General features: G+C 65.6%; 11 protein-coding genes. 8 read left to right on the top strand and 3 right to left on the bottom strand.

The features are described 5' to 3' along the window. Positions 1 to 138: 138 nt before the first annotated feature. Positions 139 to 936: a LuxR C-terminal-related transcriptional regulator gene (locus tag FZ938_RS24195; RefSeq protein WP_149200967.1), complete on the top strand. Its 798-nt coding sequence runs from the start codon at positions 139 to 141 to the stop codon at positions 934 to 936. 54 nt (positions 937 to 990) lie between these two features. Here FZ938_RS24195 and FZ938_RS24190 read toward each other — a convergent pair whose 3' ends face one another. Continuing rightward, the gene (locus FZ938_RS24190) at positions 991 to 3048 is read right to left on the bottom strand and encodes a sensor domain-containing protein (protein WP_149200966.1); all 2058 of its coding nucleotides are present in this window, start codon (positions 3046 to 3048) and stop codon (positions 991 to 993) included. Positions 3049 to 3709: 661 nt separating this feature from the next. Here FZ938_RS24190 and FZ938_RS24185 point away from each other — a divergent pair. Both FZ938_RS24185 and FZ938_RS24180 read left to right on the top strand, forming a co-directional pair. After that, entirely contained in the window at positions 3710 to 4546 is an 837-nt protein-coding gene (locus tag FZ938_RS24185; protein ID WP_149200965.1) for a formate/nitrite transporter family protein, read from the top strand. Positions 4547 to 4638: 92 nt separating this feature from the next. Beyond that, the gene (locus FZ938_RS24180) at positions 4639 to 6363 is read left to right on the top strand and encodes a bifunctional protein-serine/threonine kinase/phosphatase (RefSeq protein WP_246799096.1); all 1725 of its coding nucleotides are present in this window, start codon (positions 4639 to 4641) and stop codon (positions 6361 to 6363) included. Positions 6364 to 6391: 28 nt separating this feature from the next. Here FZ938_RS24180 and FZ938_RS24175 read toward each other — a convergent pair whose 3' ends face one another. Further along, positions 6392 to 6580 (bottom strand): zinc-finger domain-containing protein, encoded by a 189-nt coding sequence (locus FZ938_RS24175; protein ID WP_085086595.1) that lies wholly within the window; start codon positions 6578 to 6580, stop codon positions 6392 to 6394. A 179-nt stretch (positions 6581 to 6759) separates the two neighbouring features. Here FZ938_RS24175 and FZ938_RS24170 point away from each other — a divergent pair, with 179 nt between their 5' ends. The 4 genes from FZ938_RS24170 (at position 6760) to FZ938_RS24155 (ending at position 9421) form a co-directional block, all read left to right on the top strand. Further along, positions 6760 to 7758, top strand: a complete 999-nt coding sequence (locus tag FZ938_RS24170) for an ABC transporter ATP-binding protein (protein ID WP_149200964.1) — start codon at positions 6760 to 6762, stop codon at positions 7756 to 7758. Continuing rightward, positions 7748 to 8755: an alpha/beta hydrolase gene (locus FZ938_RS24165; RefSeq protein ID WP_149200963.1), complete on the top strand. Its 1008-nt coding sequence runs from the start codon at positions 7748 to 7750 to the stop codon at positions 8753 to 8755. The genes FZ938_RS24170 and FZ938_RS24165 overlap by 11 nt, the downstream gene beginning before the upstream one ends. A gap of 96 nt (positions 8756 to 8851) precedes the next feature. Then, positions 8852 to 9043 carry a hypothetical protein gene (locus FZ938_RS24160; protein WP_149200962.1) on the top strand — a complete coding sequence of 64 codons (192 nt, stop codon included), beginning with the start codon at positions 8852 to 8854 and terminating at the stop codon, positions 9041 to 9043. A 138-nt stretch (positions 9044 to 9181) separates the two neighbouring features. Next, entirely contained in the window at positions 9182 to 9421 is a 240-nt protein-coding gene (locus FZ938_RS24155; RefSeq protein ID WP_085086586.1) for a hypothetical protein, read from the top strand. A gap of 87 nt (positions 9422 to 9508) precedes the next feature. Here FZ938_RS24155 and FZ938_RS24150 read toward each other — a convergent pair whose 3' ends face one another. Beyond that, a complete protein-coding gene (locus FZ938_RS24150) occupies positions 9509 to 12829 on the bottom strand; it encodes a maltotransferase domain-containing protein (RefSeq protein ID WP_149200961.1) in 3321 nt (1106 codons plus the stop codon). 216 nt (positions 12830 to 13045) lie between these two features. Between FZ938_RS24150 and FZ938_RS24145 the strand changes: the two genes are divergently transcribed. Next, positions 13046 to 13906: a polyphosphate kinase 2 family protein gene (locus FZ938_RS24145; protein ID WP_174757018.1), complete on the top strand. Its 861-nt coding sequence runs from the start codon at positions 13046 to 13048 to the stop codon at positions 13904 to 13906. Positions 13907 to 13908 lie beyond the last annotated feature (2 nt).

Genomic DNA, 13908 nt, shown 5'->3' with positions numbered 1-13908 from the left:
GGACACCAGAATCCGGCAGACCCGAATTGCAATGCACCGGTGCCATCGACGTCGAAGCAAAGCGTCCAGGGGGGAATCCTTGCCTTCCGGCCGCGCGATGCCGTCCGCCAATTCGTCTATTTCTTGGGGGAGACGGACATGTCCGATCGCATTCGTGTGATTGTTCACAACCAAAGCCGATTGCTGCGCGAATCCATCCTGAACATCCTGGACGACTGCTTCGAGGTCATCGATCCGCAAAGCCGCCTCGCAACCGGACTTTCACCCAAGACGATGTGGAACGGCCGGGCGAACGGCGGCCCCGACCGCTATTCCGACGGCATGTCGGCCGGCGGGGCCGTGGTCACGCTGGAACCGCCGGCGGGCAACGGCAGTTCCGAACGGACGGCCGACATCGTTCTGTTCGACCTCGCCTCTCTGAAGACCGACGCCTGGAACTTCCGCAACTGGTACGGCGAACAGGCCAAGCTGGCGATGATCGCCGACGAATTCTCCGCCCACCACATGCGGATGGCCCTGCGCTTCGGCGTTCGCGGCTATCTGCTGAACCGGATGGCCCCGACCGCCTTCGTGCTGTCCTTGCGCCTGATCCATGCCGGCGAACCGGTCGTGCCGGAAGAATGCTTCGACTATTTCTCGCCCACCGCGCTCCGCCGTGGCGGAGAGGATGGGGCGATTGCCCAGCATGAAAGCGAACTTCTGGGCTATCCCGGCCTCTACCCGCGCCACGCCCGTATCCTGAAGCTCATCATGGACGGATGCAGCAACAAGGAGATCGCGCGCGAGATGGGGATGACGGAGGATCTGGTGAAGCTGCATGTCCGTCACATCATGCAGACCATCAATGTCCGCAACCGCACCCAGGCCGCCCTCTGGGCCGCGCAGAGCGGCATCATCCAGGAGATGGAGTATTTCCTGGAACGGGCGGCACCGTAATCCTGGGAGAATGCGCACGGGCGCCGGCATGGCGGCGCCCGTCCCTTGCAGGCCTCAGGCCGGCACCACGCTGTTGGTCAGGAAGGTTTCGAATTGGTCGACCGGCAGCGGCCGGCTGATGAGATAGCCCTGGATGCGGGTGCAGCGCTGCAGGCGCAGCATATCGGCCTGCTCCTGCGTCTCCACCCCCTCGGCGATGGTGTCGAAGCCCAGGCTTTCGGCCAAATTGACGATAGTGCCGACGATGGCCGGATCGGTGGTCGACTTGACGATGTCGCGGACGAAGCTGCGGTCGATCTTCAGCGTGTCGATGGGGAAGCGCTTCAGATAGGCCAGCGAGGAATAGCCGGTGCCGAAATCGTCGATGGACAGGCGGACGCCGATGTCCTTCAACCCGTTGAGGATCGTCACCGCCTTCTCGATGTCGCCGATCATGGCGCCTTCGGTCAGTTCCAGTTCCAACCGGTCGGCCGGGATTCCGGCGGACTCGACCACGCTGCGGACGAAGCCGACGAGGCGGGCATCCTGGAACTGGCGTGGCGACAGGTTCACCGACACCGAGGGGATCGGCAGACCGCGCTCGATCCAACCCGCCAGCCGGCGGCAGGATTCGATCAGCGTCCAGGCGCCGATTTCCCAGATCAAACCGGTTTCCTCGGCCAGCGGAATGAACTCCGCCGGGCTGACCATGCCGCGCACCGGGTGACGCCAGCGGATCAGCGCCTCCGCCCCGATGGTGCGGTTGCCGGCAAGGTCGATCTTCGGCTGGAAATGCAGTTCGAACTCGTCGCCGCCGCTGGCGCGGCGCAGGTCGCTTTCCAGCCCCAGGGTGAAGCCCGACCGCTCGCGCATCCCGTTGTCGTAGAAGACGTATTTGTGCTCCGGGTTGCGCTTGGCATGGTACATCGCCAGATCGGCGTTGCGCAGAAGCTGGTCCGCCGTCTCGCCGTCGTCGGGATAGAAGGCGATGCCGATGGACGCGCCGCAGAACAGCTCCTGATTATGGACGCTGAACGGCTCCGCCATCGAATAGAGGATCTTCTCCACCAGCCGGGCCCCGGCGGAGCGGTCGGCGGCGTCGGGGGCGACAATCAGGAACTCGTCCCCGCCCAGCCGGCCGACCGTGTCGGTCATGCGGGTACAGTTGCGCAGGCGCCGGGCCACCAGCTTCAGCAGCTCGTCGCCGGCATGGTGGCCCAGCGTGTCGTTCACCTGCTTGAAGCGGTTGAGGTCGAGGAAGGCGACGGCGACCTTGCTCTTGCCGCGCTGGGCGCGGACGATCGCCTCCTCCAGCCTTTCGCAGACCAGCCAGCGGTTGGGCAGGTCGGTCAGCCGGTCGAAGCTGGCCTGATAGCGGATCTGGTGTTCCTGCGACTTGCGCTGGCTGATGTCGGCGATGGTCAGGACATAATGTTCCAGCACGCCGCTCGGCGCGCGGACCGACGTCACCGACAGGGCGGCGGCGAAGGCGTCGCCGGAATGGCGGAAACTGGTGACCTCCCCCTGCCAGCGCCCGGCCTGCCGCGCGGTGGTCCAGATGGCGTCGATGAACTCCCGCTCGTGCGAGCCGGGGGCGAAGAGGACCAGCGGCCGGCGCAGCAGTTCCTCCCGCTGGAAACCGGTCATGATCTCGTAGGCCGGGTTGATCGCCTGTACCGTCAGTTCGGGATCGACGATCAGGATGCCGTCGGCGACGCTGTCGAACACGGTGGCTAGCAGCCGGATCTTCTCCTCGTGCTGCTTGCGTTCGGTGATGTCCTGGACGGTGCCTTCGTAATAGCGGATGCGGCCGGCGGCATCGCGCACGCAGCGTGCGCTTTCCGCGATCCAGATGATGGAGCCGTCGCGGCGGAAGACGCGCGCCTCGAAACTGTGGACCCGGTCCTGGCGGGCCATCAGGTCGGCAAAGGCCTCGCGCTTGCCGGGATCGACATAGAGCTGGCAGGCGATGTCGGTGAGGTTGGCGATCAGGTCTTCGGGCGAAGCATAGCCGTAGATGTCGGCAAGTGCCGGATTGACCCGCAGGTAACGGCCGTCGACAGTCGTCTGATAGATGCCTTCGACAGCATTTTCGAAGATGCTGCGATACTGTTCTTCCGTCTCGTGACTCATCGTGCGCGCCTCATCCGACGCCAATCCCGAACCGCCTGGAAAAAACATAAGCCTGCAACTCAAACAACGATTGTGGAACTTCCACTTTTCCGCAATGCGGCAAAGTAGACGCCGGTTCGGAGAGACCCGTCAAGCGACATCGCCGATACTGTCTCACAATATGAGGGGAAATTATAACAAAAAGGTAACCGAACCTGACCCATAGCCGGGCCCGCATCGCCTGCTTTCGGCCAAAGCATTGATGCAGCACGATAGTCATCTCTCGAACGGTTAAAAATCTGAAAGACTTCGCCAAAACCGCGGCACGGCTGACAGCATCAGGCCGCTCTGGTCTCACAATCGTTCTTATACCAATGGCTTTTTTTTATTCATCGCAGCACAGTCTTTGGGCAACTGCGGCTCCGCACCGCACCGCGACAGGAAGGGCGACGGGCGAAACCCGCCGGGTTTCCGGCATCTGCGCGTTTGGCACATCGCGTGCATAGCGTTTTCCCGTTCAAGCCAACGGCGGTTTGACCCGCGCGGGACCAAAGACCGGGGCCCGCACCCAAATCACACGCAGCGCGTCTTCCCTCCCCCGCCCCGCACCGGACCGGTGCCGCACGGGCTTCACCGGACGCTGCGTGCCGTTCCTTCAGCGCTTGTTCCAAGGGGACTCGTCATGTCGTATCTGGTGCCCTCCGAGTTCGTCACCAAAATGGTGGATGCCGGCGAATCCAAGATTTTCATGTCCACCCGCGACACCGTCATCCGCGCCTTTATGGCCGGGGCGATCCTGGCGCTGGCGGCGGTCTTCGCCGTCACGGTCACGGTCCAGACGGGCTTCCCGATCATCGGCGCCATCCTGTTCCCGGTCGGCTTCTGCATGCTGTATCTGCTGGGCTTCGACCTGCTGACCGGCGTATTCGTGCTGTCGCCGCTGGCGCTGATCGACAAGCGGCCGGGCGTCACCATCGGCGGCGTGCTCCGCAACTGGGGGCTGGTGTTCATCGGCAACTTCCTGGGCGCGCTGACGGTCGCGGTGATGATGGCCGTGGTCTTCACCTATGGCTTCTCCACCCCGCCGGACAAGGTCGGGTCGGTCATCTCGCACATCGGCGAGAACCGGACGCTGGGCTATGCCCAGTATGGCGCCGCCGGGATGCTGACCATCTTCCTGCGCGGCGTGCTGTGCAACTGGATGGTCTCCACCGGCGTCGTCGGCGCGATGATCTCCACCTCGGTCAGCGGCAAGGTGATCGCCATGTGGATGCCGATCATGCTGTTCTTCGGCATGACCTTCGAGCATTCGGTGGTGAACATGTTCCTGTTCCCGTCGGCGATGCTGATGGGCGGCAAATTCTCGATCATGGACTACATGATCTGGAACGAGCTTCCGACGGTGCTGGGCAATCTGGTCGGCGGTCTGGCCTTCACCGGGCTGACGCTCTACGCCACCCATGTCCGCACGGCGCCGAAGCGCCGCCTGCATCAGACCGGCCTGCAGCCCGCTGAATAAGGCACCCTGACCGTCATCCCGTCACCACCCCGGTCCACCTTGGGCCGGGGTTTTTCTTGCCAAGGGCCGAGATCGTGCCAAGTGCCGACATCTTGAAAGAGCTGCGGATCTCCATCGGCCAGTGCTCCGACAAGGGGCGTAAGGAGTCCAACCAGGATTTCCACGGGGCGTTGATCCCGACGTCGCCGCTGTTGGGCATGAAGGGGATCGCGGTGGCGCTGGCCGACGGCATCAGCAGCAGCCGCGTCAGCCACATCGCCAGCGAAACCGCGGTGAAGAGCTTCCTGACCGACTATTACTGCACACCGGAAAGCTGGTCGGTGAGGACCTCGGCGCAGCGGGTGCTGGCGGCGGCGAACAGCTGGCTGCACGCCCAGAACCGGCGCAGCGAATACCGCTACGACCAGGATCGCGGCTTTGCCTGCACGCTCAGCGCCCTGGTGCTGAAATCGGCCACCGCGCATCTGTTCCATGTCGGCGATTCCCGCATCTACCGCATCGCCGGCTGCGCGCTGGAACAGTTGACCACCGACCACCGGGTGGTGGTGTCGTCGGAGGTCAGCTATCTCGGCCGGGCGATGGGCGTGGCGCCGCATGTTGAGATCGATTGCCGGGAACTGCCGGTGGATGCCGGCGACGTCTTCCTGCTGGCCACCGACGGCGTCTACGAGCATGTCGATGCCGATTTTTTGATCAACACGATCGCCGACCATGCCGACGACCTCGACCGCGCGGCCCGACTCGCGGTGGAGGAGGCGCTGCGGCGGGGCAGCACCGACAATCTGACGCTCCAGATCTTGCGAATCGACGCGGTTCCCGATGCGGATGCCGGCGACCTGTTGTCCCGGCTGTCCGATCTGCCCCCGCCGCCCCTGCTGGAACCGGGGGAGGAGTTCGAAGGCTACCGCATCCTGCGCGAGTTGCATGCCAGCAGCCGCAGCCATGTCTATCTGGCCCAGGATGGAGCGGCAGGTCCGGCGGTGGCGCTGAAGGTGCCGGCCATCGACCGGCGCGACGACCGCGCCCATCTGCGCCGCTTCCTGATGGAGGAGTGGATCGCCCGGCGGATCAAAAGCCCGCATGTGCTGAAGGCCCCGCCTCAGAACCGGCCGCGCCGCCACCTTTATGTCGTCACCGACTATCTGGAGGGGCAGACGCTGACCCAGTGGATGCGCGACCACCCCGACCCCGACCTGCCCACCGTGCGCGCCATCGTCGAGCAGATCGGCAAGGGACTGCAGGCCTTCCACCGGTTAGAGATGCTGCACCAGGATCTGCGGCCCGACAATGTGATGATCGACCGGACCGGGACCGTGAAGATCGTCGATTTCGGATCGGTCCTGGTGCCCGGCATTCTGGAGACCATGCCGGACGCCGACCACGACGAAATCCTTGGCACCCTGCAATACACCGCGCCCGAATATCTGCTGGGCGAAGGCGGGACACCGGCCTCCGATCTCTATGCGCTGGGGGTCATCGCCTATCAGATGCTGACCGGCCGCCTGCCCTACGGCGCCGATGCGGCGACAGCCACCACGCGGGCGCGCCAGCGCAAGCTGGTCTACCGCACGGCGCTCAGCGACCAACGGGAGATCCCGGCGTGGCTCGACGGGGTGCTGCGCAAGGCGGTCCACCCGGATCCGGCCAAACGCTATCAGGAGATGTCGGAGTTTCTGTACGACCTGCGCCACCCGCGCAAGCATGGCGCGGGAACGCGGCGCCGGCCGCTGATCGACCGCAACCCGCTGGCCTTCTGGCAGGGGCTGTCGGCATTGCTGGCCCTGGCGGTGCTGGTCCTGCTGGCCGGCCGGGTCTGATCGGCCCGCCGGCAGGACCGGAGCGCCATCAGTGCCCGTGGGCGACCTTGGCGCCTTCCTTCAGCTTGTACAGGCGCGAGCAGTAGGGGCATTCGACCTGCCCCTCGCGATCCAGCGTCAGATAGACCAGCGGATGGCCCAGGGCGCCGCCGCCGCCGTCGCACCCGACGGTCGAGGTTTCAACAAGGATCGTCTCGGTCGGCTGCATGGCAGTCATCCTCTGTTTTGACAGGCGCGCCGGTTCACGCCATCGTGGACACGCCCGCTGTCCGGGCCCCCGATCAGGGTTCCGCGCGCGCGGGCCGGATGATACCCATCGCGCGCCGCGGATCAACGGGGGAAACCACCGGACTCGTGGGCTTTTTCGTCAACCGCAAACATCATGGTTCAGGATCAATGGCCGCGCCCACCGATACCCCCACGCCCGTCTCGCTCCCGGCCAATGCGGTGGAGCTGCGCGGCCTGACCAAGATCTACCAGCCGACCGGCAAGGCCGGGCCGAAGCATGCGCTGAAGGGCATCGACCTCGCCATTCCGCGCGGGTCCCTGTTCGGGCTGCTCGGCCCCAACGGCGCCGGCAAGTCGACGATGATCAACATCCTCGCCGGGCTGGTGAACAAGACCGGCGGCACCGCCACCATCTGGGGCCACGAGGTGTCGGAGCATCCGCGACGCGCCCGCGCCTCCATCGGAGTAGTGCCGCAGGAACTGAACATGGACCCCTTCTTCACCCCGCGCGAGATGCTGGAGCTTCAGGCCGGCCTCTATGGCGTGCCGAAGAAAGAACGCCGGACGGACGAACTGCTGGAGGCGGTCGGGCTGGCCGACAAGGCCGATGCCCATGCCCGTTCGCTGTCCGGCGGCATGAAGCGCCGGCTGATGGTGGCGAAGGCGATGGTGCACACCCCGCCGGTGCTGATCCTCGACGAGCCGACCGCCGGCGTCGACGTGGAACTGCGCCGCCAGCTCTGGGAGTATGTGCGCACGCTGAACAAGTCCGGCACCACCGTCCTGCTGACCACCCACTACCTGCAGGAGGCGGAGGAGCTGTGCGACACCATCGCCATCATCAACCACGGGCAGGTGGTGGCGTGCGAGCCGAAGACGACCCTGCTGCGCCGGGTGGACAACAAGGCGCTGTGCCTGACGCTGGAGCGCGACCTGACCGCCCCGCCGCCGTCGCTGGAAGGCTATACGGTGGAATTGCCGGAGCCGCGGCGCTTGGTCGTCCGCTATCAGCCGAGCCGCCAGCGCGCCGGCGCCATCCTGTCCGCTCTTGCCGCTTCGGGAATCGGGATCGTCGATGTCACGACCGAGGAATCGGATCTCGAGGATATATTCCTCCAACTGACGGGTGGTGCGCACAGCGACACAGGGGTAATCCATGCGGCATAGCGGATCGGCGGCTGTCGGCTTGGCGGCTGTTCTGGGGTTGGGGCTTCTGCTTGGCGGCTGTGCCGCGGATTTCCAGCCGATGGGAACGGCCGTCGTCCAGCCGCAGCTGAACGACCGCGTGCTGATCGCCGCCGACGGCTTCGAACTGCCGATGCGCACCTGGCTTCCGGCTGATGGCCGCGTACGGGCCGTGGTGGTGGCCCTGCACGGCTACAACGACTATTCCAACGCCTTCGACGGCGCCGGCCGCGATTTCGCCACGGCCGGCATCGCCACCTACGCCTACGACCAGCGTGGTTTCGGCGCCACCCGCGAACGCGGCGTCTGGGCCGGCACCCCCACCCTGGTCAGCGATGCCCGCACAGCGGTGGACATGGTGCGCAGGCGCCATCCCGGCGTTCCAGTCTATCTGATGGGCGAGAGCATGGGCGGGGCGGTGGTGCTGACCGCGATGACCGGGCCCAATCCGCCCAAGGTCGGCGGCACCATCCTGGTCGCCCCCGCCGTCTGGGGCCGGCAGGCGATGGGCTTCTTCCCGCGCGCCGCCCTGTGGATCACCTACAATCTGGTGCCGGGCATGGTGGTGCATCCGCCGCAGGACCTCGGCATCCATCCGTCCGACAACATCGAGATGCTGCGGGCGCTGGGCCGCGACCCGCTGGTCATCAAGGGTTCGCGCGTCGATGCGCTGGAGGGGCTGACCGATCTGATGGGGTCCGCGCTCGACGCCTGCCAGCGCCTGCAAACCCCCTCGCTGGTGCTCTACGGCGCCCATGAGGAGGTTCTGCCGCCACGGCCGGTGGAACGCGCGCTGAAGGATTTCGAGGCGGGCGGGCGTCATGTCGTCGCCGTCTATCCGGACGGCTACCACATGCTGCTGCGCGACCTGAAGGGCAAGCTGGTCGTCAACGACGTCATCGCCTGGATCGAGAACCCCAAGGTGCCGCTGGCCAGCGGCGCCGACCGGGCGCCAAGGGCCCTGCTGGCGGCCAAGTAAAGGGCGCTACAATTTGTCACACGCGGCTGCGCGATCGCCGGTCAGACGGATTGTTCCTTATCCATCGTGACCTGCGGCACTTGCGGAGGCTTGGCAATGCGTGAAGTCCTGAATGAAGACCCCGCTCCCGACCTGCGGCTGTCCCCGGCGGAAGTCGAGGAAATGGCTGCCGAATTCAAGGTTTCGCCGCTGTGGGTGCGGTTGGCCCTGCTGTTCCGGCCGGCCAACCGGGCGGCCCTGGTGGCGATGGTGGCCTGGGCCAGCGGATTGCCGCTTCCGCCTACCTGAAAGGCGAAATCGGCGTCATGGGACCTTTGCAGCCAAAGGTATAGTACCCCTTAGGACCAAAGCAACTCTGCCACTTTCAGCGGTTGAGGGCTAAGGTACCGCATAAGCGGACACCGAACGTCCCCGTTGGGAGGAACCATGCACAGCGTCGAATCCCAGGTTACCCCGTCCGGCGCCCCCCGCGCGCCGACGACCGCCCAGTCGACCATGTCCTCTACCATGGATGTCCAGATCATCGCCGACCGCTACGGTTGGACCACCCCGATGGCGCGCTGGTGGATGGCGTTCGCCGCCTCATCGGTCGGGCCGAAGCCGGACACCATGATCGCCTTCCTCGACAAGACCGTCGGCGGCGTGACGATGATCCGGCGGCGCTGAATTCGGCGGACGGACGAGATTGAGAAAAGCGGCCCTGCGGGGCCGCTTTTTTTGTCTGGAGTTTGGGCATCCGATGCCAGAACGTCCTCACACCCCCGGCGGCACGATCCGCCAGATCGCCGCGGGGTTGCGGTGGGGGTCCAGCCAGACATGCTGGAACTTGCCGATCCAGGTGAAGCGGTGGCCGCTGAACAGGTCCTCCACCTGGACATGGGCGCCGTCGGGCAGACCCAGTTCCCACAGCGGAATCTCGATGGTCCCGCCATGGCCATTGTGGGGATCGAGGTTCACCGCGATCAGGATCACATTGTCCTTCGCCTCCGTCATCTTGCCGTACAGCAGGATGTTGTCGTCGAAGGCGTTGTAGAAGCGCAGGTTGGTGAACTGCTGCAGCGCCGGGTTCTCGCGGCGGATCCGGTTGATGGCGGTGACGTAGTCGCGGATGTTGCCGGGCTTGTTCCAGTCCCAGTGCCGGACTTCGTACTTCTCCGAGTGGTTGTATTCCTCCTTGCCGGGATAGGCTTCCGCCTCGCACAGCAGATAGGGACCATAGAGACCGTAGACACCGGCCAGCGTCGCCGCCAGAACCGCCCGCATCATGTGCGCCGGCCGGCCGCCATGGGTCAGGATCGGCGGCAGGATGTCGGGTGTGTTGGCGAAGAAGTTCGGCCGCATGTACTCGCGCGATTCACCCTGCGTCAGCTCCGTCAGGTATTCGGTCAGCTCCGGCTTGGTGGTGCGCCAGGTGAAGTAGCTGTAGGATTGGGTGAAGCCGACCTTGGCCAGCCGCTTCATCAGCTTCGGCCGCGTGAAGGCCTCGGCCAGGAACAGGGCGTCGGGGTAGCGGTCCTGCACCTCGCGGATCATCCATTCCCAGAAGGGGAAGGGCTTGGTGTGCGGGTTGTCGACGCGGAAGATGCGCACCCCCTCCTTGCACCACATCAGCACCACGTCGCGCAGCGCGTACCACAGATCCGGATAGGACTGGCGGTAGAAACTGACATTGACGATGTCCTGGTACTTCTTCGGCGGATTCTCGGCATAGCGGATGGTGCCGTCGGGCCGCCAGTAGAACCAGTGCGGATGCTCCTTCACCCAGGGATGGTCGGGGGAGCATTGGACGGCGAAGTCCAGCGCGATCTCAATGCCATGGCGCTTGGCTTCGCGCACCAGCCTGCGGAAGCTGTCGAAGTCACCGATCATCGGGTCGATGGCGTCGTGCCCACCCTCCTCCGCGCCGATGGCGTAGGGCACGCCGGGATCGTCGGGACCGGGATTCAGCGTGTTGTTCTTGCCCTTGCGGAAGGCGCGGCCGATCGGGTGGATCGGCGGGAAATACAGCACGTCGAAACCCATGTCCCGCACCATGGGCAGCAGGTTCACCACGTCGTCGAAGTTGCCCGGCCGCGACGGGTCGGGCGAGGCGGAACGCGGGAAGATCTCGAACCACGCCGAATAGGCGCCGGCGGTGCGGTCGACATAGACCTCCAACTCGCGGACATAGCGGGACTTGTACTGCCGCTCGCCATACTGCTTCATGACGCGGCGCGGCTCGTCCGACAGGGCGTAGTCGATGGCCTCGCGGCCGGCCAGCGACTGCATCCGTTCGATCACCGCCTCCAGCGCGGCGCGGCCGTCACCATGGTTCAGGTCCAACGCCTGCTCGACGAAGCGGCGGCCCTCCACCAGTTCCAGATCGACGACCATGCCGGCATCGACCTTCTTCTTGAAGTCGGCGCGCCAGCTTTCCCAGACGTCGCGCCACGCCTCGATGCTGTAGGTGTAGCGGGCGTTGCGGGTCAGCGGCACGCGCCCGACCCAGCGGTCGTTCTGGTGGAAGCGCATCGGCGCCTCGCTCCACTCCTCGTCGCCGTCCGCCTTGTACATGACGGAGGCCGCGAGAACGAAGGTGCCGTCGGTGTAGATGTCGGCCCACACCTCCATCACGTCGCCGACCGCGCGCTTGATGGCGAAGCGGCCGCCGTCCAGCTCCGGATAGACGTTCTCGATGGTCATGCGGCCGGCGGCGATGGAATCCATCCACTCCCGCTCCTCCACGTCGTGGAGTTCGACCGGGTGGCTGCGGGCGGCGCGGGCGCGGAAGACGCGCAATTCCATCGGGCGCAGGGTCATCGGCGCACCGGGTTCCATCGGCAGCGGCTCTGCCTCCGGCGTCACGTCCTCGAACGCCTCATAGGTGCCGCCGGTGGCGGCCAGCACCGGGCCGACATCCAGCATGTGCGGCCGGTTCTCGTCCGGGTTCAGCACCAGGATGGCGCAGCCGTCGGGCTGGTCGAGCGCGGCGCCGTCCACCTGCCGGATCAGCCCGAGCACCGGGCTGTGCGGCGAGGTCACGCGGCGCTGCGGCCCCTCGACGTTCAGGGCTGGGGTGGCGGCCTTCATGGCGTTGACCGCGCCGATGAAGCCGGTCAGGTCCAGTTTCGGCTGCTCCCAGTCGGCGGGGCTGGTGCGCACCACGTCCAGCTTGCGGGTGAAGCCGTATTCGTAGCCGACCGGCATCAGCACGCCGGTAGAGAAACTGGCGGCGAACAGATAGTGCATCTTCAGCTGGGCGGCGAGCCGCACCGCATCCTGGCTGCCGACCTCCGCCGCCAGACGGTCGGTGTCGTGGCTTTCCGGAAAGGCGATGGATGGTGCGATCCAGCGGAACTCGTCATATTGCTCCAGCAGCCAGTCGGCCTTGAAGTCCCACCATTTGGCGCTGTTGAACAGGAAATCGAAGCCTGCGCCGCACAGCTCGCGCACCTGCTCCACCGTGCAGCCCAGCGTCTCGGCGAAGAACTTCACCTCCGGATTCACGGCGTGGGCGGCGTCGATCAGGCTTTTCCACACCTCCGCCGGCACCTGATAGGCGGCATCGCAGCGGAAGCCCTTCACGCCCAGCGCGATGTAATGGCGCAGATAGTCCGACCAGTAGCCGATCAGCCCGGCGCGCGACTCCGCCCGGTCATAGTCCAGCGAGGCCAGGTCGCCCCACACCGTGACATGGGCGGTGTTGTTGGGATCGACGGCGCCCGGACGGTGCAGGTCGCCGTCGGGGCCGCGCTTGTACCAGTCGGGGTGACGGTCGACCAGCAGCGCATCGCGGGAGGTGTGATTGATGACGAAATCCATCATCACCGACTGGCCATGCGCGCCCGCCTCCGCCGTGAAGCGGCGCAGCAACTCGTCGTCGCTCTCATGCGATCCGCCGCGCAGGGCGTCATGCAGCCGATAGGGATCCTTCACCGCATAAAGGCTGCCGGAGAAACCCGGCTGATGGATCGGGTTCAGGAAGATCCAGTCGAATCCCATCCCCTGGATCCGCGGAAGGTGACCGGCCCAATCGCGGACCGGACCGACCAGGGTCGGAAACAGGTTGTAGATGCGTGGTCCGACGATACTCATGGAACCCCCTTCCTTGGCCCTGCTTCTCCGTTGACAGCCGCCGGTCCCCGTTGTGGGATCGACGAAGCGGTATCGGCGCTGTTCCCCTCACGGGTGTGCCGGCGCCGAAATGAAAGCCGACACCATGCCCCCGCCGGACAACCCGCCGGGGCGGTGAAGGTTCCGCCCGCCCTGTTGGCAACCCGCAGCCGAACCCACCAGCACAGGATGCAGCACATGGCCGAGAAGCCCGGCAAGGTCTCGAAAATCCGCCTCGGGAAACTGGACCAGAAGAAGGTGCGGATCGAAACGGCGGAGGAGTACGACCGCCGACTCGGCAAGCTGCAGAAGGAACTGCTGCACATCCAGCAGACCTATTGGCACGAGAAACGCCGCGCCATCGTGGTGTTCGAAGGCTGGGACGCTGCCGGCAAGGGCGGGGCCATTCGCCGCATGACCGAACCGCTCGACCCCCGCGGCTTCCATGTCTGGCCGATCTCCTCCCCCACGGCGGAGGAACAGGGAAAGCATTACCTGTACCGCTTCTGGACCAAGCTGCCGGCGGCCGGCACCTTCGCCATCTTCGACCGCTCCTGGTACGGCCGCGTCATGGTCGAGCGGGTGGAGAAATTCGCCACCAAGGATCAGTGGAAGCGCGCCTATGACGAGATCAACGAGTTCGAACGGCTGCTGACCGACGACGGCGTGCGCATCATCAAGCTGTTCCTGCACATCACCCCGGAAGAACAGCTGGAACGCTTCCGCGAGCGGATGAAGAATCCCTACAAGCGCTGGAAGCTGACGGAGGAGGACCTGCGCAACCGCGCCAGATGGGACGATTACGTCAAGGCGGCCGAGGCGATGTTCGACCGCACCTCCACCCCCGAGGCGCCCTGGCATGCGGTGGAGGCGAACTCCAAATGGTTCGCCCGCCTCAAGGTGCTGGAGATCGTCACCAATGCCCTGAAAGAGGGTGTGAACATCGCCCCGCCCCCCGTCAACGGCAATGTCGCCCGCATCGCCGCGGAGGTGCTGGGCATCGAACCCGACCTGCCGGTCTACGGCGTTTCCGACGAGGAGCGGAGCGGCCAGGGGTAAGG

The sequence above is a fragment of the Azospirillum oryzae genome, assembly GCF_008364795.1.
Lineage (GTDB): Bacteria > Pseudomonadota > Alphaproteobacteria > Azospirillales > Azospirillaceae > Azospirillum > Azospirillum oryzae.
This window is presented reverse-complemented; position numbering and strand designations above follow the sequence as displayed.